A 20,997-nucleotide genomic window follows, 5' to 3' on the forward strand; every position below is an offset into this window, starting at 1 on the left:
GACCGGAACCGATTCCGACACGATCAATCCCGCGCTCGCTCGCTGCCCGTAGTGGACCGCCATCGCCGAGGGCACCGTCCCGTCGGCCTGCGCGCGGTTACGGGTCAGCGGCGCCATCACCATCCGGTTCGCCAAGGTCATCTCACCCACACGGAACGGGCCGAACAAATCAGCGGACACGCCATCCTCCGGAAGCTCAACGCACACCACCTGTAGGCCATGCGTCCTAGACAGGACGCTAGGACACTCGACCTAGAGAGTCAAGGCGTCCCGCGTCGCGGATGGTGGCAGTCCTGGTAGGGCTCCGGCGCGCGCGGGTTCCGGTCGGTGAGTCGGTCGTCTGCGTCGATTGATCTCCTGCGGGTCTCTCGCGGTGTTTCCGCCTGGATGGTTCGGCATGTGCGGTCCCCATCGCGGCGCGTTCCGTCCCCCGGTCGATGCCCGGGCGGGTCGTAGGTTTCAAACAGCGGCGCGAGGCAAGAAAGAAGTCTTCGCGATCCGGGAATGCCCGGCCGTTGCATAACCTTCTATGTATCGATGATCGGTTAGAACGACTCGGTCATGGAACATGCTCTACGAGAACAGGATCGACTCATGTCCCGTCTGCCCTTGATCCAGCCCGACACCGCGAGCGGTAAGGCCGCCGACCTGCTGGCCGGTGTGCAGAAGGCGCTCGGCGTCACCCCGAACATGACCAAGGCCATGGTCAACAGCCCGGCCGTGCTCGAGGCGTACCTGGGTTTCTCCGGCGCCCTCGGCTCCGGTGCGCTCTCCGCGGGAATCCGGGAGCGCATCGCGCTGCTGGTCGCCGAGGAGAACGGTTGTGACTACTGCCTGTCCGCGCACTCCTACATCGGCGCGAACATCGCCAAGCTGAGTATCGAGGAGATCGAGGCCAGCCGCCACGGCGATTCGGTCGACCCGAAAGCCGCTGCGGTACTGACGTTCGCGACCGCGGTCGTGCGCACGCGCGGCGGCGTCGAGGAAGCCGATATCAAGTCCGCGCAAGCCGCGGGCCTGACCGATGGTGAGATCACCGAGGTCATCGCCAATGTCGCGCTGAACGTATTCACCAACTACCTGAACAAGGCCGTCGAGACCGATATCGACTGGCCGGTGGTGCGCCACCACGAGCACTGATCGCGCACCCGCGAACGAGGCCCGGCCACTCACCTGTCGAGAGGGAGAGCCGGGCCTCGCGCATGCGAAAAGTGTGGAACCAGCGCGAGATCCGCGGGCCTTTCGACGTTCAGGCCGGGATGGGTGTCGCTGTCAGCGGCGTCACCAGTGGCCACTCGCCATCGACCGCGAGCGCCTCGTTGATGTAGTCGGTGAAGATATTGCGCACGACGTTCGCCACCACCGCGACGATATCGACTTGTCCGGCCGCGCCGGAAGGAACCTCGGGCACCCTCACGCAACCGGCGGCAGGCACAGGCAGAACGGATGCCCCGCCGGATCGAACAGGACGCGGCACCTGCTCGGCGCGGACTGATGATCGGCAACCCGGGCACCGAGCTCGACCGCGCGGTGCTGCGCCTCGTCGAGATCAGTCACCACGAGGTCGAGATGAATCTGCTTGGGAACGCTCTCATCCGGCCAGGACGGTGGCCGGTAGTCCGGCACGCGAATCGCGGTCAGGACCAGATGCGGGAGTTTGACGCTCACGAACTTCTCCGTGCCGGCCGTGATCCGCCCGCGCAGCAGCTCGGCCCAGAAGATCGCCAGCTCGCTCGGATCATCGCAGTCGAGAGTGATCGATCCCAGATGCGCTACAGCCACCCTCGAATCCTAGAACGTGTTGCAGTGGCGCGTGATTCGTGACGCGCTCATCCGCTGCGGGGGAGCGATCACCCTGCCGGCGAGGTTGCTCGATCGTGCTCGCGCAGCAACCGCATCACGGTGGCCGGGGAGGGGTGCTGGCCTTTCTTCTTGCCGGTGGTGATGACCAGCCGTGAGGCGATTTCGCGCAGGCTGAGTCCGGTTTCGCGCAGGTGCAGCGCCATCGCCTGCATGGTCTCGTCGACGACGGTGACCCCGCCGATCGATTTGCCGCGTCCACGGGCGGATTCGTGGCCTTCGAGGGTGCGGTCGCGGATGTATTCGCGTTCCATGCCCGACAGGGCGGCCAGCACGGTGAAGACCACTCCGGACGGGTCGTGGGAGCCTTGCAGCTCGCCGGTGAGGAATTCCAGGCCGATGCCGGCGGCTTTGAGCTGTTCGGCCAGGGCGGCCAGTTCGATGCCGCGGCCGAGGCGTTTGTGTTCGTGTACGACCAGGGTGACCGCGGCGCCGGAGGCGCGGATCTCCCGCGCGAGGGCGACCGCGCGGTCGAGTTCGGGGCGCACCTGGGCGCGGGTGGAGATCTTCTCGGAGAAGATCCGCCCGATCCCGGCCGCGCGCAGGGAGTCGAGCTGAGTGTCCAGGGACTGGCGCACGGTGGAGGCACGGGCGTAGCCCAGGCGCACGTGCGCGCCCGAGGCGTCGGCGGCCGCGGCCGGGCGGGGCAGTTCGGTCCACACCGCGCCCGGACGGCGCAGCGCCGGCGTGGCGACGGTGAGCGATTTTGCCAGCGACGGTACGAGCCGGAAGCGGGCGGTGTGATAGCCGATCGCTACTTTGCCCTTGCCGGTGCGGCACGGGGATCCGGCCGGTGCGGCGCAGCTCGACATCGGGCAGTCGTGGGCCTCCACGCGGAGGAAGTCGTCGTCGCTCACCCGAACAGTGTTTCATAGGTACGTTTCAAGAGAGAAGCTCTATGAAACAACCTATGAAACACCGATCGCCCTGGAGACCGTCCGCCGCGCCGGGTGTTTCATGGGTGATCACCTATGAAACACGGCCTCGGTCGGCACCGCCTTGGCAAACAAGTAACCCTACGAAGCGGCCCGTGCGGTCCAGATCCGCGAAAAGTCACGCTAAGGAGTTACCGCAGATAATTGGCACTTATCTGCGGTAGCGCCTTAGCGCCGGATCTCGCAGAGATGCGCCACCAGGGGCAATCTGCCGTTGCGAGACTACGGACCTGCGCCGACTCGGGAATTTATCTGCGGTAGAGCCTCTGCGGGCAGCCTTCATCGGATGAAGAGATCCTGCATCTGATGCAATCGGCGGCGGTCGTACCACCCGCCGAATTTCGGGCGGATACACACACTGGCCGCACATCGTCGCAGGTCAAGCGAACTTCGTTGTTTTTTCCGCGGATGCTACGCTGCCCGGCGTGTCGCCGACTGATCACGCGAGATCAGCGGCCTATGGCGCTGCGCCACAGTCGGTTTCGTCAAGTGCGGCCCGATTCCCGAAGCTGACCCACGCCGCAAGGTAGGTCCGGGTCTTAGCGTGACTTTTCGCGGCTCTGGGCCTTACGCCCCGTCACCTACGGCCCAGAGGGTGAGAACTGAGCATTGTCGCCAAACTGTTTGATACGCATCGATTTACAGCACGCGGTGGCGGTCGGTACTGCGATGCTGTGGTGGTGGGGACCGAGAAGCCGTTGTCAGCCAAACAGTCCGTGCAGGTTGCCGAGCAGTACGTGAAGGACACCATCGCAGTGGTGGACGGCGGGCGCAGCAACCCCGAGCTGGCCTTGATTCTCGATCGACTGCGCGACGGGTTCCTCGGCCGCGGCGCCGAAGACTTCCAGCGCAGCCGCGTCTTCTCCGCCGAGCTGGAGATGATGGTCGGTGCGCAGCAGGCGACGTTGTTCGGATTGAGCGTGCAGACCGCGGTGGCCGCCCGGCTGTGGCGCCAGCACCGTGTCGTCTACCGCGTGCACCCCGGCCTGGCCGACAGCCTGCTCAGCACCGAGACCAGCGCGAAGATCCCGTGTGAGGTCTTCGCCCGGCTGCCGCATCCGGACCCGTTCATCGTGTTCCCCGAACCCATCACGGCCGATGCCGGACCTGCCCTGGATCCGGAGCTGGACCGACTGCGTGAACCGCCGGTGTTCGTCGGCATGCTCGTCACCGGCATGACCGAGCACGAACAGCTGTGTTCCACCGCCGATCCCGAGGTGCGGAGTCTGCAAGTGGCGCTGGCCAGCCGGGTGCACTACGTCAGCCTCCCCTACCCCACCCACGAGGAGTCGGTGACCTTCCTGCCGCTGACCGGCACCTACACCGTCGACGAACTCGTCACTCGCCTGCAATCCCACGATTCCCTCGGTGACGTCCGCCGGGAAGACCTGGTGCGCGTCAACAACCTGGCCATCGGTCTGCTGCTGTACCTGTGCAGTGACCATCGCGACGCCCGCGACTATCAGCCCGAGCCCGGCCGGCGCGGCAAGAAGGCCCGCCCCGGTGAAGAACGAACCGTCGTAGATCTCGGCTTCGAGATAGGGCCCGCGCTGCTCGCTGCCCGCAGCATCCCCGCCGCTGCGGGAGAAACCAGCGATCGTGAAGCCGGTTCGGTACGCGCACACCTGCGGCGTGCGCACTGGCACACCTACTGGACAGGGCCCCGGCAGGCACCCGTCCCCGAGGTTCGGTGGCTTCACCCGATCCTGGTCAACAAGGACGACCGTCAAGCCCGGCCGCTGGTAGTCGATATCTCCGAACCGAGGCGCTGAACCCCTCCGAGGGGAACCTCTCCAAGATTCTGGAAAGCCAGGGGCCCGAAACCGTTAAGTGGGGACCGCGCGAAACAGCTGATGGAGTAGGCATACCGAGCCAAATGCGGACCACGCACCGTATACGGCGGCCCGCACGGCGCGCCGCCTGGTGACCTGGGCTTCAGTGGTGGCATCGCTACGTACCCTGTCTCGGATCCACTGGCCGGAAAGCACTGCGAGTGAAGGGGATTCGAGATGTTCAGGCGTTATGGACCGTTCGTCCGTTTATCCACGCTGGGTATTGCGGCAGGTGCAGCACTGCTACTGGTGGGCTGTTCTCCGGACTCGCCGAAACAGCAGCTCGACCGTGAGCGCCAAGCAGCGATGGTGCCTGTATTCCGTCTGCACATGATGCAGGACCTTTGGAAGCGCACCAGCGAGTATCCCGGCTTCTATGCGGGAGTTCCGGTACGCGAACCCAAGAGCGTGACCGAGGACCCGAACACCGGCATGGCGACTGTTGAATTAACCGGCTCACAAATGGTCGACTACCTCAAGGTTCTCGACTACAGAGCTCACGGAGGCGGCCTCGGAGAAAGCTCCTCCTCCCTTGCGATGGCTGTCTACGACTCCATCGCCCCTGTCCTGGACAGCATTCAGACCCCGCCGGCGCCTGGAGCGCCTGCGCCCGAGATCGTCATCAGTGCCGCGACCGGTCCGGCGGCCTCGACGCCGGCGTTGGCCCCCACTGAGGAGAAGTAGAAGCTGGCGGTTTGTCTCCCATGGGTGACAAACCGTCGGTAGACCACAGCTTTGTCTCCCATGGAAGACAAAACTCGATCGGGCCGTGCGTGACGGTGTAATTCGACTTGGGTGTCGGACCCCTGTGCGACCGTGGCGGAAAAGACTCCACCACCGGCCGGAAGAGGTACCCGATATGGCCGCCACCGACGACAGACCCGAGGTCCGGCTGGTCGCGCACTGCCGGCGCTGCCATGGCTGGCTGGTCTCGGCGGCCTCGGTGGCCGCGGGCATCGGCCCGACCTGCGCGATCCGTGAGCGTGCCGAGCAGCTCGCCGCCGCCACCATGACCCTGTTCGATATCGCGGTGGCCTGATTCCGAACCTCCGATCAGGAGGGACAGGCTTCTGGGGTAGAGCGAGCGATCCGCACTGCCCAAAAGGTTTGGCAGGGTGGACCTCCGGTGAGGAGGTCCAGCGGTCACCACCCGGGACCGCTGGACGATTCCCCGTCATTGCCCGCGACCGCGGCGCCGCAGCCCTCTCGTGGACTCCAGGACCGCGAGGGCGGCTTTGCGGCGGTCGGGCTTCGGGTGGAAGACCGCGACCAGGCCCGCGCACAAGCGCGCCGGTCCGTCGACGTATAGCCACCACAGCAGGCCGAGGAAGAGGGCGGCGGCACCGAACCCGGCTGTACCGACCGTGGAGATCAACGTGGCCATCACCGGTGTCCCTCTCCACGGGCGGACAGAGCGCCGGTGCCGGCGAATGGATCGGTCATCGAATAGTGTTCCCGTCTCTGGTGATTCAGTGGACGAGAGAACGCTATGACCGGCCCGCGGCGATGTTGCAGGTGCCGACTTCCGCAGGTGGAGCGCTGAATTCGGAATTCGTGGCCGACCCGGAACCACCAGCTGTGTGGGGTGTGGGCGGCTCGGACGTGGTGGTGCCGACCGGTTTCGGCCCCGGCGATGGGCTGCGCAAGATCCGCGTGTGCCTGCTGCGCTCTCGCCGGGGGTCGTTCAGAATGGTCAGCCGAGGTGACTAGCCTCATGGGGACCTGGGCCCTCCTCGTGTTCGGAGTGGGAACTGGGTTGTCGGGCGGCCCCTGCCGAAAAGGTTTGGCGCCAGGAGGCAGGGGACGCGCTAGGTTCTCGGGCGGCCGGAACATCCCGGATCCGAGATGACCGCCAGGTGGCGGCCATGGTCGGGAATCGTAGTTCTCGACGCCGTCACCGCCGGGCCGACGACACAGCAGTTCGACACCCCCGCCGACGTACCGCATCGATGCCCTGAAGTATCCGTCGACCAGGTGCGCGCGCATCTCTGCAGGTCGACGGAGTGCAACATCCTCCGGCCAGGGTGGTACGAGTTCTCCTCGGCCATGGTCATACGGTCGCTGATACCAGCGGCTTTTCCCTTTCGGCGTGTTTGTTTTGGGCATGGTCGAACACCATGGTCCACAGCGCCGCCAAATCCAAACGTCAACGCTGCCTTGAGATATCGAGCATTGACGTTTGGAGAACAGGCACCGGGAGGTATGGAACGGTGCTCACACCACGGCCCAGCGGTAGTTCTCAAGCTCGATGGTGAACACGGCGATCAAGATGCCGAATGTGAGGAAGTTCTGCTGCCAGAACACGAACAGTTCCCGTGAGTGGATACACGAAAGCTCGGCGTCCATCTGGTGAACCCGCGCGCGTGCGCGCGTACGCGGGCGAGGAATTCCGGGACAAAAACCCGGAACACAAGGGGCCGGGACATGAGCCAGCCCCTGACGCATACGACTCGTCAGGGGCTGAACTACAGGTTCGATCGATCGAGGGATTTCAGGTGAGGGTCAGCACCAGGCCCATCCGCCGTACCAGTCGGCGTCCGCGAGGTACTCGATCCCGCCGAGCAGTGTGCTCACCCGGGCGCGCAGGGCGGTGTCGTCGCAGTCGCAGTACAGGATGGTGGGCTGTATCTGCAGGGTGGCGTCGTAGTCGAGGGCCAGGTCCACATCCAGGCACGGGGTGTACCCGGCGGTTTCCAGCGCCCGGTAGGCGGCCACCACCATGTCCCAGGTCAGTTCGGCCGGGCCGTAACCGGTGTCGCCGATCCCAACCGTGACCTCACCGGGGTGCTGGTCGAGCAGGGTGGGCCAGTCGACGGGGTCGTAGACGCGGGCGAGCTGCAAGCCCCCTGCTTCGGGGAACATCAGCAGGCCGGCGGTGGCGGTGCGCAGCCAGTCCGGGACATCCGCGCCGGTGGTGAAGGTGCCGTCGTCGATCGCGTCGGTGAGCGCGTCGAACCGGGTGTGCGCGGCCGGGGACCATTGCGCCAGGAAATCGGTTTCACCACGGGCGCCGAGCAGGCGGACACCGGTGGTGTAGGCCTGGCAGGGCGGGCAGCCGTCGCTGTGGCGTACGTGCTGGGGCCAGGGGTGCACGCGGACCGGGTTCTGGTGGACCGAGCCGCGGATCAGCACCAGGCCGTCGGAGACGACGGTGCAGGGAAGGTCGCTGTATCCGGTGGCGTAGAAGCTGATCAGGGTGACGGAGTCGCCGGGCTGGAAATGCCCGCCCCGATCCCAGGGCGCGAGCGGGGCGGCGGTGGCGGTGTTCATGGGAAGTCCTGTCTGAGTAGAGGTTTCGGTGGTCATCGCCCGAGTTCCGGGGAGTGCAGGTTGCGGCGGCCGGGCAGCTGCGCCGGGCCCGGGGCGGAGGTGGACTGGGAGGTGGCCAGGTTCGGGCGTGGCGTGCACACGCGGTCGGCGGGCCGGGCGACGCCGGCATCGGCGGCCTGGCGTTGGGCGATGGCGTCGTTGCGGGCGGCGACGACGTGGGCGGTCTTGTCCTTCCACTCCTGTTCGCGTCCGGCGGCGAGTTGGCCCAGCGTCCCGGCCTCGCGGGCGCGGGCGTCGACTCCCTTGACGATCTCGACGCTGGCCGCGTCCGGGATTCCGGCTTGGGAGAGGGCGTGGGCGAGCTTGGCGCGCCGGTCGAGATAGGTTTTGCGTTCGAATTCGATGCCCATTCCCTGCGCGCCGCAGGCCACGCTGTAGATCGAGTCCCCGATCTGTGCGGTCGCCAGCGTGATGTCGTCGGCTTCGCGTTGGGTCGGTTTCGGCCCGGTGGCGGCTTCGACCCGTGTGGCGATCTCCGAGCGCGTGGAGGCCGACAGTGAGGAGGCGAGAGCGTCGGTGCGTTCGGTGTCGGCGGTGGCTTTGCTTGCCTCGTCGGCGAACAGCAGCTCCGGCATCTGCGTGCGGCTGGTGATGGTGCCGGCGTCGATATCGTCGAGTACGGCCATCAGCTGGGCGCGTTCGATACCGGCCAGGCCTTTGCCGTCGAGGATGCGGGTCTTGAGCTGCTCGCGCAGCTCGGCGAGGCGCTCGATGCGTTCGTGGGTGTCGTCGGTGAGCCCGGAATCGGTGACCGTGCCCAGCCGGTCGCGTTCCTCGTCGGTGAGGTCGTCATCCACGAGGTAGTCGGCTTCCTCCCGCAGTTCGATGGTGTCTTCGAGGTAGTCGCGGATCTTCTCGCCCAGGTCGTAGCGGTCGATGTAGTCAGGCCACAGCTGGTAGTCGACCGACGGTGCGCCGGTCGCGATGGCACGGCCGGTATCCCGGACGCGTTGCTGGTCGGCGGGGGTCATGACCGCGATCTCCTCGCCCACGAGCTTCGCCGACTTCGGGTTACGGGCGAAGGTTTCCAGCAGCCGCGGCACCCGTCCCCGGACTTCTTCGCCGGGATCGACGTACACCGGCGAGGCCAGCAGATCGACGCCGTGGGTGTTGCCGCTCAGGTAGTCCACGACGAAATCGATCCGGGCCTGGTCGGCATCGGACAGCTTGGCCGCGCTGAGTGCTTCGGCCAGCTCGATGCGCCGAAGCGCTCCGCCGCTGGGGTCATTGGGGTCGGCCTCGTCGCGCCATGCCGAGATCGCTTCCATCACCGCTGGTTTCGCGGTGTCGGGCAGCGCCATCGCCGATACGGTGTCGATCACCGCTGCCCCGCGTGCCCACAGGCGCCTCGAATCGCAGCGGTATTGGGCGGCTTCGGCGTCGAAGGCCGGATCGACGGCGACGGTGAACGCTTCGGAGTCGATCCGTATACCCCACTGCTCGCCGAAGTGGCCGGCCAACTGGGCGAAGGTATCGGCGGCGACCTGCGAGCTCGGGAGCCACAGCAGCGCGTCGGCGAGAGTCTTCACGGTGGCGGCCGGGTTGTCCCAGGGAATCGAGGCCATCGCGGCGACCGCGTCGGCCTCGACTTTCCCGGCGTCGGCGAGCAGGTCGGCGACCGCTTCCGGACCGGTGGCCTCGGCCAGATCCAGCTCCTGGGTCAGACGATCGGCGCAGGTGCGGGCCTGGTTGACCGCGACCGTGACCAGTAAGAACGCCTTGCGCTGCTCCAAACCGGACGGGATAGCAGCCTCGGCCTGCGGGGACGTGGTGTCGGACATGGGATTTCCTTCCTTCGGGGTGGGGGTGTGCTCCCAGCCGGGAGCAGATTCGACCGGCGCGGTCATCTCGGTGCGGGAGAATCCGCGCCGCTGTGCGGCGTTGAGCTGGTGTTCGCGGGTGGCTTTGGCGATCGCTTCCAGCTGCGCTGGAGTAGGGACGCGTTTGTCGGGGGCGATGCGGGAGTCGAAAAGGTTGGCCACCATGCGGCGGCCACGGATCTTGCCGACCATGACCGCAGCAAGGGACTGGCCTGGGCTTTTGCCCATCGCGCGGAGTTGGCGGCGGGTTTTCAGGTGAGACGGGGCGAGGCCCCAAGCGAACTCCTCACGGAAGTCGTCGGGAGCCTCGCCGGTGGTGGTCATGTCCGTGCTCGTCTCTGCCTCAGCGGTCCAGGCCCGCGTGGTGCAGCAGCCGCCGCAACGGCCCCCGCGCCGGGGGCGCGGCCTGAACCGGGGCAGGCGAGGGGGCGGTGAGGTGCTGGCGGGAGGAGGCGACTCCTGCCGCGGCGGCGCGGCGCTGCAGTTCGCGGTCGCTACCCGGGACCGGGGTGTCAGCGAAGGCGATCCGGCGCTGTTCCCACTGCTGGGCGCGGGTTTCGGCGCGCTGGTGCAGTTCTTCGGCGACGTTCGCGCGGTGGGAGAGCTCGTTGACGATGTCGCGGCGGGCCGCCTCGGGCAGATCCGCTGCGGCCAGTTCCATGCCCAGCCTCAGCAGGCCCTCACGCTCCCGGCCGGCCTGGTCCGGCGTGGCCGGGCCCACCCGGGCGGCGGTGGCGCGCAGGTTCTCGGTGACCTCGTCGGCTGCGAGCGCCAGCGGGCTGTCGGTGGGCAGCAGGGAGCCGTCGGTGTGCTTCCAGACGATGAAGTCGACGTTCTGGCGGGTCAGTTCCTCGTGGTGGATCGCGAGATCGGCGGTGCGGTTGGCGTCTTCGGTGGCTTTGCTGCCCTCGTCGAGTAGCAGCAGATCGGGCAGCTCGTGCTGGCTGGCGATGCGCCCGGCACCGATATCGGCCACAGTCGCGACCAGCGCGACCGATTCCAGGGGATGGATCCCGACCCGGTCGCGTGCGGACAGGATCCCGGTCCGCACGGTATCGAGGGCGTCGAGCATGACCCCGATCTGGTCGAGCTGCTCCCCGGTGAACACGGTGTTCGGGTCGGTGTCGGTGGCGAGCCGGTCGGCGATCTCGGCGACCTCACCGCTGAAATCGGCGAAAAACCGTACATCGTGGGACAGCTCGTCCCGGTCGAGGTGGTCCGGCCAGAGATCGGTATCGCGGTCCGGCACCGGGTGCCCGGCCGCGATACGTCGCCCGATCCGGCGGACCTGGTCGCGGTCCTCGGCGCGCATCGCGGCCAGCTCCTTGCCGATCAGCTCACCGGTGTATTCACCATCGAAGGTGAAGCGGCGCAACAACTGCCCGATCCGGCCGCGCGGTTCGACCGCGGGATCGATCAGCACCGGCAGATCGGTCAGCACATCGACATCGCTGACCTGCCCGAGCATGTAGCCGGTCAACGCCAGCACCTGCTCAGCCGCCGGAAGGTTCTCCCGCTGCAGCGCGTCACGCAATTGCTGGTCGTCTCTGTACCCGCGGTCGAGCCACTGCTCGGCTTCGACCGCGTCGGTGAGCAGGTCACCACGGCGGGCGGTCACCGCGGCGACCGCTGCGGGTGAATACCCGAGCTTCTCCAGCTGTTCGGCGGCGGTGGCCAGCCGCATCCAGGTCGTGACCGCATGCTCGATGGCTGCCGCACCTGGGGCGTCGAACCCCGCATCGATGGCGACCGTGCCGGTGGCGGGGTCGATACGCACGCCGAGGGTGTAGTCGAGCTCGGTCACCGGCGTTCTGGTGGCGCGGGCGCGGTGCGCGGCGACCAAGGCCCGCAGCGTTGCCATCCGCTGGGCGTGGGTTGTGGTGTGGGACATGGGCTTTCCTCCTGTAATCGGGTGAGGGAGATCGGTGAGCCGGGGGTCAGTCGCCGTAGCCGTTGTCGCGGCCCTGGTTCTTGCGCAAGTGGTTGATGCGATGCACGCCCTCGCCGGGATTGGTGGTGCGCGGCTCGCCGGGGCCGCGTTTGGTCGCGGCGGAGGCGGGGTTCGCGCATCCGGCATCGGCGGCCATCCGGGCAGCGACCTGGTCGGCGTCCAGGCCGGCGGCCTGAAGCCCGGCGGCCAGGGCCGCCCGCCGTTCGGGGCTGTCGTAGGCGGGCACTTCCGGGGCGCGTTCGAGGGTGACGGCATCCATCCGCTGCCCCCACTGCTCGGCGACGGTCTTGGCCTGCTGGCCCAGGCTGGTCGCCTCACCCGCCGACATCGCCAGATGCGCACCGACGCGGTGGACGATCGCCGCACTGACTCCGGGGACGGCAGTGAGGCGGGAGACCAGTTCGCTTGCCGCGCCGGACTTCTCGTAGTCCGCCAGCCGGGTCCGCCCCGCAGCGAGTGCGGACTGACGGTCGAACACCTTGGTGACCTGGTCGCGGACTCGCGCCGAGGTGCCCGGGACCGAACCCGGGCCGTCGAGCAGCTTCTCCAACTGCCGCCGCTGCACACGCATCACCGTCTGCGCCCGCTGAGTCGCCTGCCCCTTTTCCGCGGCGGCGGTGGAGCGGTCATCGGCGAACAGCAGCTTCGGCACCCGGCTGCGGCCGGCATCCACCTCCCGCAGCACCGCGGCGAGCTGGTCCTTTTCCAGCTGGTGCAGGCCCTTGCCGTCGCTGATCGCGGCCGCGATGGCTTTGCGGGCGTTGCCGGCCTGCTTGCGCATCGCCGCCGCGGTCGCATCATCGTGCGAGGCGGCGCGCACGGCAGCGGCATCGGCCTGCGGCGCCACGGTCGCCAACAGGCGCACCTGCGCGGCGAGTTCGTCGCGGTCGACGTGATCGGGCCACAGCTTGCGGAACCGGCCCGCCGGATTGGCCACGATCGCCGCCAGCCGCTCGGCGGCGAGCTTGCGATCCTCCTGCGTCAGGACCGCCATCATCGCGTTGACCTGCTGCCGGGAATCGATCAGCTGACGCCGCACCGCAGGATCGTCGGCACCGCGCCGCAACTGGGCCTGGAAGTCGGCCAGCGCCGCATCCAGACGTCCTTTGGCCTCCTCGCCCGGATCGACCAGCGCCCTACCGAGCTTGCGCAGCTCCGCAGCCGCCTGCAGCGTCTGCTCGATCCCGGCCTCCGCCGAGTGAGCGGCGTCGGGAACCCCGAGGTAGGAGGCCACATACCGGATCCGGGTGCGGGTCGCCTCCCCCACGCCCTTGTCGGCGAGCTTCTTGGTCAGCTCGCTCAGCCGCACCGGGGACGGGTTTGCCCGCCAGCGCTCGATCTCGGCGTAGAGCTCTTCGCGCACACTCTGGTCCAGGCCCTCCTCGGCCGCGACCATCTCCACCATGTGGTCCTGCGCCCGCGTCAACCGGGCCGCACGCGCCCGCTCGGCCTCGACCTCGGCCAGCATCGCTGAGACCTCCGGGCCCGCCGACGGATCCGCCGCGGCGACCTTGCCCGTGGTCGTGTCGATCGCGACCCCGAACCGGTCCTGCACATGGTGTTTCAGCTCGGTCAACGCCTGCTTGGCCAGCTGGGAATCTTCCGACCATTCGAAGGCGTCAGCGACAGCGGCGGCGATCTGCTCGCGGCTGCAGTTCTCCCACCCCGCATCCCGCAGTTTCCGCAGCTTCGCCTCGGCTGCCGCGCGTTTGGCGTTCTGCTCGGCTTCCAGCTCGCGTTTCTTCTGCTCGCCGAGCCGTTTGCGTTCTTCCTCGTCCTTCTCCAGCCGCACCTTGCGCTTCATCGCGGCTTCCAGCAGGCGCGCCAACGCCAGCTGGAACGCGCCCGCCCACTGGCGGCCGATGTGGTCGACCTCGTCCGAATGCGGGGTGTGTTGGGTGTCGTCACGGAACAAGCTGCCTGTGGCCATGGCGGTGCCTTTCTGGGGCGTAGACGGGGCAGCCGAGACGTTCTCGGCCTCGGCTGCAGGGGTGTCGGTGGTCGGCGCGGACGCCGCCGCTCTGGGCGGGGTGAGGGGGTCCAGGTGCGGGACGGGCTCGAGCTCGCTGACCTCGTGACCAGCGGCGAAGTGGTCGTGCAGGTCCTTGCCGGTCGCGGCTTGGACCACCCGGACCCGCTCCACCAGCCCGGACAAGGTGGCCATCACCTTTTCCGCGCGCCGGTAGCCGGGCGCGTCGCGGTCCACGACGATCACCACCGTGTGCGCACCCCGCAGATGCTCGGCATGCTCAGCGGTCCAGGAGCCCGCGCCGCCAGCGTTGGTGGTGGCGACCATCCCCGCCGATTCGGCGGCCAGGACGTCCTTCTCGCCCTCACAGACCGCGATCCAGCGGCCCTCGCTGATCGCGTCCCGGATCTGCGGGAGCCGGAACGGGAGCGACGCGAACCCACCCGGCTCGAACTTCCCGGCCTGCGAGTTCCAGTGCTGCTGAGTGAACTTCTTGTCCCGACCGGCTTCGAAGGAGGCTTCCTTGCGCACGATCTGGCCTACGACCTGCCCGTCGGTGTCGGCGTAGTCGTAGACAGCGGTGGTCTTCCACGGCGAAACCTGCGCTCCGAGCTCCTTTTTCGGTTTCATCAGCGGCAACCCGGCCGCATCGATCGCCTTCTGCGCCGGACCGACCTGCCGGGCCGGACGCCGTGACGGGCGCCGCACCTGACCAGGCTCGCGAGTGAGGGGGCGGTCGTAGAGGTCGCGCACGGTCAGTCCGAGCTGGGCGAGCACGGCGTGGTCATCGCAGCCTGCCCGGCACGAGACCTTCGTGCGGCCGGCATCGGGCAGGTGCTTCACGATCAAGCTCGGGTTGTGGTGGCGGCCGTCGGCCTCATGGACCGGGCACCGGTACCTGGTCCAGGCACCCGATTCCCGGCCCGCGCCGACCGCTTTCTCCAGCGCGGCGGTGACCACTTCCAGCGACTCGCCGTTATGATCGGTACCGCGCGCGCCCGCGCGGACGCGCGCCCGCGAGGCCGAGTCGGGGGCGGGCGCGCTCATTCGAGCCACTCCCTGATCAGCTCACGAGGCCGCGCCGGGGACGAGGGCACGACCAGCCCGGACGCGGTCACGTATCCGCTGGTCGGGGTCTGGTCCTCCTCGTCCGGCAGCACACCGGGCGGGGCCGGGAGCACCGGCAGCGGCGGGATCGCTTTCGGGCCGATCGCGTGACCGTCGGCCACGCTGCAGTACATGAACGGGCCGGTCGGGGACATGATGCGGTCCATGTGCGGGTCGAAATGCACCAGCCACCACAAGCTCGGCTCCGTGCCCTCCCCCAGGCGCAAGTGCTCGAAGGCGCGGTGCATCGTCTTGAACCGGCCGACCACCTCGCCGTGGTCCCACCAGCACGGGCACCAGCGCACCCCGGACTCCTTGTGCGCGCCCTTGGTCGAGACCGACCGCCGGTACACCTGGATCACGTAGCGCTCCACGAAATCCCGCAGCGTCGGGTACCTCGGCGGCTGCGCAGGCTGGGCATCCTCCTGGGCGGCGGTGGTTGCCGCCGGCGCGGGCTCTGCCTCCGGGTCGGGCTCAGGGTCCGGGGTCGGGATCGGGTTGAGCGCGAGCTCGGCTTCCACGATCGCGCTCTGGCGCATGCCCTCCAGCACGTCGGGGGTCAGCATCGCTGCGACCACCTCGGTGGCGATGTCCCTGGCCTGAGCGGCGATCTGCCCGGTCACGGCCTTGCGGATCGCGCCGTCGAGCAGCTCTCCCAGATCCATCTGCGGAATCACCACCGCGGCGGGTGCAGGGACTTCATCGGTGGTGTCGGGTCGGGTTCCGTTGTCACTCATGCGGTCTGGCCTTCCTCATCGGTATCGGTCCACGGCGGCACCGCACGCAGACGCGGCGCCGCGGGAATGGGAGCGCGGTACAGGTCATCGAGCGCGGCCTGCACCTGGCCGGCGTAGGGGCGCTGAAACCAGGGCACGGTGGCCGCGAGCAGGCCCCGGCGGCCGGAGGTGAACACCAGCACCCGCCCCTTGGGCAGGGCCGCCAAATCGCTGGGGGTGAGCGTGATCTCGGTGACCCGCTGGGTCGAGGTCGAGGTCGAGGTGCCGCCCCCGTTCGGGGCGTGGCTGGTCGAGGTCGAGGTGACCAGCTCGTAGTGCCCGCCGACCAGCTCGGACATATCCCGCAGGAACGAGGTGTCCTTCAGGCCCGCGCCCAGGGTCAGCACATTCGCCGCCGACAACAGTGCGGACATGCCCTCACTGCCCCAGCAGCGCACCCCCTGCGCCCAGGACTGCAGGATCGTCATGACCACGATGCCGCGTGACCCGAAATGGCTGTACTGCTTGGGCAGGTCAGCCCATTTCACGATGTTGGCGGCCTCGTCCAGGACGATCAGCATCGGCACCGGCAACCGGCCGCCGCGATGTCGGGCACCTTCGGCCTCGGCCGCCGCCGCGACCGCCGCGCACAGCGCGGTCACCAAAGGTCCCGCGTTGCCCTTGCCTTCCTTCGACAGCGCATACAGGGTGTCGCGGCCGGTCACGAAGTCCTCGACCTTGAACTCCCGCCGCAGTGCCTCCCCCTTGCCGGCGGGTTCGACCCAGGGGCGGATCCGCTCGTACTTCAGCGCCGCTGCCATCTTCTTCGCCGTGGAGAACACACCGCCCCGCTGCTTGTCGGGCGCGTTGTACTGGTCCTGCAACGCCGCTGCCAGCAGACCGAACCCGCCCTTGCGCAGGATCTCGATCGGCTCGCGCTCCTCGACGTCGGTCACCCACGCGAACGCTTGCGTGATCGGCCGCTTCCCCAGCGCGCACGCCAGGAACAGGCCCGCAAGCAGGTCCTCGCCCTCGGGTTCGAAGAACGCGTCCCCGCGCGCGGAATCCACCGCCTCGGCGAACCGCCCGGCCAGCTCCGCCGCCCGCTCCTGCGCACCCGCACCACCATCAGGTCCGGCGACCCAGGCGATCGGATCCCAGAACCAGGTGCACGCCTCACCCGCGACACCCTGCGGGTCGAATACATGCACGTCACCGACCAGATCGCGGGCGGTGCGGGTCGCATCCACGACATCTCGCTTGTTGCTGGTGGTGACCACCGCGCCCGGAGCCTCCAGCACCGCCGGAATCACCCTGCTGGTCGTCTTGCCCGAACGCGGGCCCCACAGATCCAGGTGCAGATCCTCATACGAGGCATACAGCTGACGGCCGTCGATCACCGCGCGCGCGATCATCAACCCGGGTGCGTCCCCATCCCGCAACTGCACACCCAGATCAGCGGCCTTGTCACGCATCGCCTCGACGCTCATGTCGTCGAGCTCGGCACCGCGGGCCATGAACCGGGCCTGGGTGTCGATCCGCTCCGGCGCGATCGGCATCGGACGGCGCGGCAACGTATTCAACCGCTGTTGGCCCGCCGACGCCTTGGCCGCCTTCCGGGCAGCCTTGCGATCGGCGCGCAGTTCCCGGATCTCCCGGCACTTCTCGCACGCCGCCCGCACCGCCACCGCCGTGCCGACCACACCAGCGACCGTGGTGAGCGCGATCGTGCCCAGCCCGGCCCACGCCTGCGGAGTCCACACCAGGTCCTGAGCAGCGATGATGTGCCAGGACGAGGCCACCGGATTCTGCAACGGCACATCCTGAGCGGGCCCGCCGTACACCGGGGCCACCCACACCGACAGCGCCATCACCTCGGCCAGCGCCGGAAGCCCGCCCGCCAGGACGAGCGCACCGACGATCTGCTTCTTCTCGGTGCTCCACTCCTCACCGGGAGCCTTCACACTGCGATCCATCGATCAGCCCTCCGTCGCTGCGTAGAAGAGGCAGTCCGGGCACAGCCGGTCCTGGCAGCACCGGTCGTAGTGCTCGCCCTGGGCGTGGCAGGCGCACTCACACGGGACCGGGCCGCGCACCGCCGGCATCTGGTCCCAGATCTGCCCATCCAGCTCGCGACCAGCGGCTTTCTTGTCCCGGCCACCCCACTGTTTGAAGAAGAACGGCACGCCGGCCGCATCGCACTGATCGCGCAGATCCCGCGCCCAATCCGGATGCATCGCCCGCGCCCGCGGACCGGACTCGCCCCCGCAGATCACCCAGTCCAGGGCCGGTTTCGGCGACCAGCCCACACACGCTCCCGTGCACGGGCACTCGAAAATCACCGCATCAGCGGGATACCGGCACCGGCACCCGTCCGGGCAGGAATCCGGGAACAGGAACGGATCCAGATCGACCGGGCCGAGCATCGGCTCGACCGACAGGAACCGCAGTGCAGCAGGAGTTTTCAGCAAGTTGGTGATGCGGTGGGTGACCGCACCGTTCTCCACCGACACCCCGAGCCACAAGTTCGACGGGAACTCCAAACCCCGGTCAGCGAGGCGGCGGGCCCGCTCGGGCCGCTTGGTCAGCAGCTGGTAGGTGTGGCGCGGCGTGGCGGCGATGACGTCGAACACCTCCCGCACGAACTGCTCGCTGACCTTCGCGTGGAACAGGTCCGACATGCTGTTGACGAACACCAGCCGCGGAGTCCGCCACTTATACGGAATCGCCAGCGCCTCAGGGTGTTCGGTAACCGCGAACCCGGGCCCGGAAGTCCGGGGATCGCCGTCGTTCTGGTACTTGGCCACGCCCATCGCCTTGAGGCGCCGGGCCATCAGCAGCGCGTAGCACTCATCGCAGCCCGCGCTGATCTGATCGCAGCCGGTCACCGGATTCCAGGTGACCTCGGTCCATTCGATGCTGGTCATCACGCAACCTCCAGGGCGCTAGAGACGCACTCGCCGACCTGCGGCGTCAGGTGGTCCTCGATCTGGCTGGCCCTCGCCGTCGGCGCACTGGCGTCGCCGGCGGTGTGAAGGACGGCGCGCAGCCGCGCCCCGATCCATGCGCCGACGGCGGGCGAGACCGCGTTGCCGAATCCGTCGCACTGGTCGCGGGCGCTTCCCCACACGACGAATTCGCCGTTGTGGCCGGGGAAGTCGGTGTCGAACCCGCACCCGCGTCCCACCTCGTGGGGGCCGAGCATCCGGAAGTGGCAGTCCTCCACCGCGATATCGGCCAGTGCCGCAGCCCATTCGGCGGTGAACAGTCCCGGGATCTGATCCGAGGTCACCGTCGGCATGGGCTCCCAGTGCACGGCCGGGATCGTGTGCTTGCGGTAGGGCACGACGCCGGCCAACAGGCTGAGGGTTTCGGACGCGAGCGCGGTCGGCAGCGGGTCGTTCAGGCCGCGCGGGGCGCCCTGGAAGTTGTTGACCGCGGCGAACAGCATCGCCAGCTCGTGGGTCGAGGTGACCGTGTCCATGGGCTGGGTGAAGTTCTTGCCGTCCCCGTTGTGCCGGTGCGCCGCGAACACCGCGCCGGTCGACACGAGCGCGGTCTCCTGCTGATTGGTCTGTGTCGCCATCGGCTGCCACGGATGACGCTCGGATCCGTGCGCCCCCTTCGCGGGCATGAGGATCGCGGGAAACTCGGCGAATCGCTTGCGGCAGCGCTCGATCCGGGCCATCGTGCTCGGCCGCAGCGGCTTGACACGGTCCCCGATACGCGGGCCGAGGGTGCTCAGGTCCAAGGCCCGGAACGAGGGCGTCATCGGCGGAATCACCTCGCGCCGGCACCGCGGGCACCGATAGTTGTACTGCGTGCCGTAGCGCACCGTTCCGGCCGGTGGGATTCCGGTCTTCCACGACCACACCGCCTCGACGTCCTCGTCGCAGCGCATGCACCGTGTCACGGGGCGATGCTCGAGATCCGGCGCCGGCAGGTGCCGCTGCCAGAACGCGATGTAGATCCGGTCCCGGCTCTGCGGCACCCCGAAGAACTGGCTGTTCAGGTACAGGACCTTGTGCTCATAGCCTTCGATCCCGAACTGGGCCAGCCACCACCGGTAGGTGGACCCGTCACCGATCTTCGGCCGGTCCGGAAGCGCCACCCCCCACGAGGTCAGCTCCGTCGTGCACTCGATCAGGATCATCCGCGGGCGGTGCTTGCGGGCGTAGTGCAGCACGCAGTTCGCGGTGGCACGGTCCCTCTCGGAGCGGGTGACCCGCTCGTCGAACTCGGGATCGTCCAGGTCGAACAGAGTCAAGCCCTGCTCGTAGGCCTTCTTCGTATTGGCGAACGTGTGATTCGTGCAGGTCACCCCGGCGACGAGGAGATCGGCCGGGGGCAGATCGCGCGCCGAATGGTAGTCGGCGGCATCGGGATTGATGAGATCGGCGATCCAATGCTCGGCATCCGGATGGTTCGCCTCGTGGACCTCGACCTTGTAGGCGTTGTGGTTCGCGGCCATGATCGTGGTGAACCCCGCCAACTCGATCCCGCGAGTCAGCCCGCCGAAGCCGGAGAACAGATCAACGGCCACGAGATCGTCATGCCGGAACCGGCGCCGCCGGACGGCGGGACGGTGCACGGCCGTGCGCGGCATCCTTGCTGCCCGGGTCATCGCTGCTCACCGCCCTGCGGGGCATCCGTGCGCAGCGCACAGAACGGCTCGCACGAACCCAATTCGGTAGGGACGGTGGAGGTTCCGTCGCTGAAATCGCTGAGGCAGACCACCAGCGCCAGCACGGCCGCGAACACGACCGCCAGGACCAGGCCCACCAGCACGCCCCCGATCGCGGGAACCGCCAGCACGACCGGCACGTGGACCACCTGCTCACGGGTCTTCACGCCGTCACCCCCGCCCGATGGAAAGAGCCCGCGGCGCGCGCGACATCGTGCAGGCCGCGCAGCGGATGCGCCAGCCACGCCATCACCCCGGAACGTCGCACCGACGTCGCGACTTCGGCGGATACGACCCGCCGAGCACGCGGCGTGTGCAGCCGCTCCAAGGACGCCAGCGTGGTCAACCGCTCCATATCGGGCGAATTGATCGGCGAGGACTCCCCCGTCTGGTCATCCAGCGCCACCTGAGTGCGGTGCAGCTCGATCTGCAACCGCTGCACCTCGGCGGTCAATGCAGCCAACCGAGCAGCAGTCAGATCCAGAGCAGGTCCGGCAGGACGGACATCGATGGCGGTCATGCTGCATCGCCGTCCGTGCAGGGCTGCATCCGCTGCGGCTGCAGCAGTCGCAGCACCTCGTCACGATCGACGTGGATGCGGTTGGACGGCATGCGCCAACCGGTCAGCCTTCCCTGCTGGATCCACCGCCTGAGGGTCTGCCGGTTCCGGCGGGCCAGCGCCGCGCCTTCGGCAAGTGGGATGAGGTTCCGGCTGACGCCGGGATTCGGAGAGTTCTGCATGTGTATCACGTCCTGTCATCACTACTCATACCTACTGATACCTATGACCTAG

22 protein-coding genes are annotated in these 20,997 nt (G+C 68.2%); 5 read left to right on the top strand and 17 right to left on the bottom strand.

Annotated elements, in window-relative coordinates; translation table 11 throughout:
• Nucleotides 1-180 (bottom strand): oxidoreductase (locus tag NY1_RS39620; protein ID WP_439956073.1); only part of this gene is annotated, 180 nt, incomplete at its 3' end.
• A 414-nt stretch (nt 181-594) separates the two neighbouring features.
• Between NY1_RS39620 and NY1_RS39625 the strand changes: the two genes are divergently transcribed.
• Nucleotides 595-1,140: a carboxymuconolactone decarboxylase family protein gene (locus tag NY1_RS39625; RefSeq protein ID WP_067722872.1), complete on the top strand. Its 546-nt coding sequence runs from the start codon at nt 595-597 to the stop codon at nt 1,138-1,140.
• Nucleotides 1,141-1,249: 109 nt separating this feature from the next.
• Here NY1_RS39625 and NY1_RS43495 read toward each other — a convergent pair whose 3' ends face one another.
• From NY1_RS43495 to NY1_RS39635, 3 genes are all read right to left on the bottom strand, one after another.
• Nucleotides 1,250-1,411 carry a hypothetical protein gene (locus NY1_RS43495; RefSeq protein ID WP_157762801.1) on the bottom strand — a complete coding sequence of 54 codons (162 nt, stop codon included), beginning with the start codon at nt 1,409-1,411 and terminating at the stop codon, nt 1,250-1,252.
• A 2-nt stretch (nt 1,412-1,413) separates the two neighbouring features.
• Nucleotides 1,414-1,782, bottom strand: coding sequence for a VOC family protein (locus NY1_RS39630; protein ID WP_067722873.1), 369 nt, complete (start codon nt 1,780-1,782; stop codon nt 1,414-1,416).
• A gap of 68 nt (nt 1,783-1,850) precedes the next feature.
• Nucleotides 1,851-2,717 carry a recombinase family protein gene (locus NY1_RS39635; protein ID WP_218028562.1) on the bottom strand — a complete coding sequence of 289 codons (867 nt, stop codon included), beginning with the start codon at nt 2,715-2,717 and terminating at the stop codon, nt 1,851-1,853.
• Between the two features lie 758 nt (nt 2,718-3,475).
• Here NY1_RS39635 and NY1_RS39640 point away from each other — a divergent pair.
• The 3 genes from NY1_RS39640 (at nt 3,476) to NY1_RS39650 (ending at nt 5,666) form a co-directional block, all read left to right on the top strand.
• Nucleotides 3,476-4,567, top strand: a complete 1,092-nt coding sequence (locus tag NY1_RS39640; protein WP_157762802.1) for an AcrVA2 family anti-CRISPR protein — start codon at nt 3,476-3,478, stop codon at nt 4,565-4,567.
• 237 nt (nt 4,568-4,804) lie between these two features.
• Nucleotides 4,805-5,311: a hypothetical protein gene (locus NY1_RS39645; RefSeq protein ID WP_157762803.1), complete on the top strand. Its 507-nt coding sequence runs from the start codon at nt 4,805-4,807 to the stop codon at nt 5,309-5,311.
• A 175-nt stretch (nt 5,312-5,486) separates the two neighbouring features.
• Entirely contained in the window at nt 5,487-5,666 is a 180-nt protein-coding gene (locus NY1_RS39650) for a DUF6011 domain-containing protein (RefSeq protein ID WP_067722878.1), read from the top strand.
• Nucleotides 5,667-5,801: 135 nt separating this feature from the next.
• On the opposite strand, the gene NY1_RS39655 is transcribed toward NY1_RS39650, so the two are convergent.
• Nucleotides 5,802-6,011 (bottom strand): hypothetical protein, encoded by a 210-nt coding sequence (locus tag NY1_RS39655; RefSeq protein WP_157762804.1) that lies wholly within the window; start codon nt 6,009-6,011, stop codon nt 5,802-5,804.
• A gap of 5 nt (nt 6,012-6,016) precedes the next feature.
• Here NY1_RS39655 and NY1_RS43500 point away from each other — a divergent pair, with 5 nt between their 5' ends.
• Nucleotides 6,017-6,337, top strand: coding sequence for a hypothetical protein (locus NY1_RS43500; RefSeq protein WP_157762805.1), 321 nt, complete (start codon nt 6,017-6,019; stop codon nt 6,335-6,337).
• A 504-nt stretch (nt 6,338-6,841) separates the two neighbouring features.
• Here the strand turns inward: NY1_RS43500 and NY1_RS45275 are convergent.
• The 12 genes from NY1_RS45275 to NY1_RS39715 form a co-directional block, all read right to left on the bottom strand.
• Nucleotides 6,842-6,973, bottom strand: a complete 132-nt coding sequence (locus NY1_RS45275) for a hypothetical protein (RefSeq protein ID WP_267888497.1) — start codon at nt 6,971-6,973, stop codon at nt 6,842-6,844.
• A gap of 156 nt (nt 6,974-7,129) precedes the next feature.
• Nucleotides 7,130-7,897: a hypothetical protein gene (locus tag NY1_RS39665; RefSeq protein ID WP_067722884.1), complete on the bottom strand. Its 768-nt coding sequence runs from the start codon at nt 7,895-7,897 to the stop codon at nt 7,130-7,132.
• A 32-nt stretch (nt 7,898-7,929) separates the two neighbouring features.
• On the bottom strand, nt 7,930-10,101 hold the full coding sequence (locus tag NY1_RS39670) for a hypothetical protein (RefSeq protein ID WP_157762806.1): 2,172 nt from the start codon (nt 10,099-10,101) through the stop codon (nt 7,930-7,932).
• 19 nt (nt 10,102-10,120) lie between these two features.
• The gene (locus tag NY1_RS39675) at nt 10,121-11,668 is read right to left on the bottom strand and encodes a hypothetical protein (RefSeq protein ID WP_067722887.1); all 1,548 of its coding nucleotides are present in this window, start codon (nt 11,666-11,668) and stop codon (nt 10,121-10,123) included.
• A gap of 46 nt (nt 11,669-11,714) precedes the next feature.
• A complete protein-coding gene (locus NY1_RS39680; RefSeq protein WP_067722889.1) occupies nt 11,715-14,744 on the bottom strand; it encodes a toprim domain-containing protein in 3,030 nt (1,009 codons plus the stop codon).
• The gene (locus NY1_RS39685) at nt 14,741-15,541 is read right to left on the bottom strand and encodes a DUF4913 domain-containing protein (protein ID WP_067722891.1); all 801 of its coding nucleotides are present in this window, start codon (nt 15,539-15,541) and stop codon (nt 14,741-14,743) included. The genes NY1_RS39680 and NY1_RS39685 overlap by 4 nt, the downstream gene beginning before the upstream one ends.
• Nucleotides 15,538-17,496: a type IV secretory system conjugative DNA transfer family protein gene (locus tag NY1_RS39690; RefSeq protein WP_067722893.1), complete on the bottom strand. Its 1,959-nt coding sequence runs from the start codon at nt 17,494-17,496 to the stop codon at nt 15,538-15,540. The genes NY1_RS39685 and NY1_RS39690 overlap by 4 nt, the downstream gene beginning before the upstream one ends.
• A 3-nt stretch (nt 17,497-17,499) precedes the next feature.
• Nucleotides 17,500-18,447, bottom strand: a complete 948-nt coding sequence (locus NY1_RS39695; protein WP_084536246.1) for a DUF5131 family protein — start codon at nt 18,445-18,447, stop codon at nt 17,500-17,502.
• Nucleotides 18,447-20,144 (bottom strand): DNA cytosine methyltransferase, encoded by a 1,698-nt coding sequence (locus tag NY1_RS39700; protein WP_233434688.1) that lies wholly within the window; start codon nt 20,142-20,144, stop codon nt 18,447-18,449. The genes NY1_RS39695 and NY1_RS39700 overlap by 1 nt, the downstream gene beginning before the upstream one ends.
• Nucleotides 20,141-20,371 carry a hypothetical protein gene (locus NY1_RS39705; RefSeq protein WP_067722895.1) on the bottom strand — a complete coding sequence of 77 codons (231 nt, stop codon included), beginning with the start codon at nt 20,369-20,371 and terminating at the stop codon, nt 20,141-20,143. The genes NY1_RS39700 and NY1_RS39705 overlap by 4 nt, the downstream gene beginning before the upstream one ends.
• The gene (locus tag NY1_RS39710) at nt 20,368-20,724 is read right to left on the bottom strand and encodes a hypothetical protein (RefSeq protein ID WP_157762807.1); all 357 of its coding nucleotides are present in this window, start codon (nt 20,722-20,724) and stop codon (nt 20,368-20,370) included. Before NY1_RS39710 ends, NY1_RS39705 begins: the two co-directional genes overlap by 4 nt.
• Entirely contained in the window at nt 20,721-20,945 is a 225-nt protein-coding gene (locus NY1_RS39715; protein ID WP_067722899.1) for a helix-turn-helix domain-containing protein, read from the bottom strand. Before NY1_RS39715 ends, NY1_RS39710 begins: the two co-directional genes overlap by 4 nt.
• Nucleotides 20,946-20,997 lie beyond the last annotated feature (52 nt).

Origin of the sequence: Nocardia yamanashiensis NBRC 100130, assembly GCF_001613325.1 — a bacterium.
Taxonomy (GTDB): Bacteria; Actinomycetota; Actinomycetes; order Mycobacteriales; family Mycobacteriaceae; genus Nocardia; species Nocardia yamanashiensis.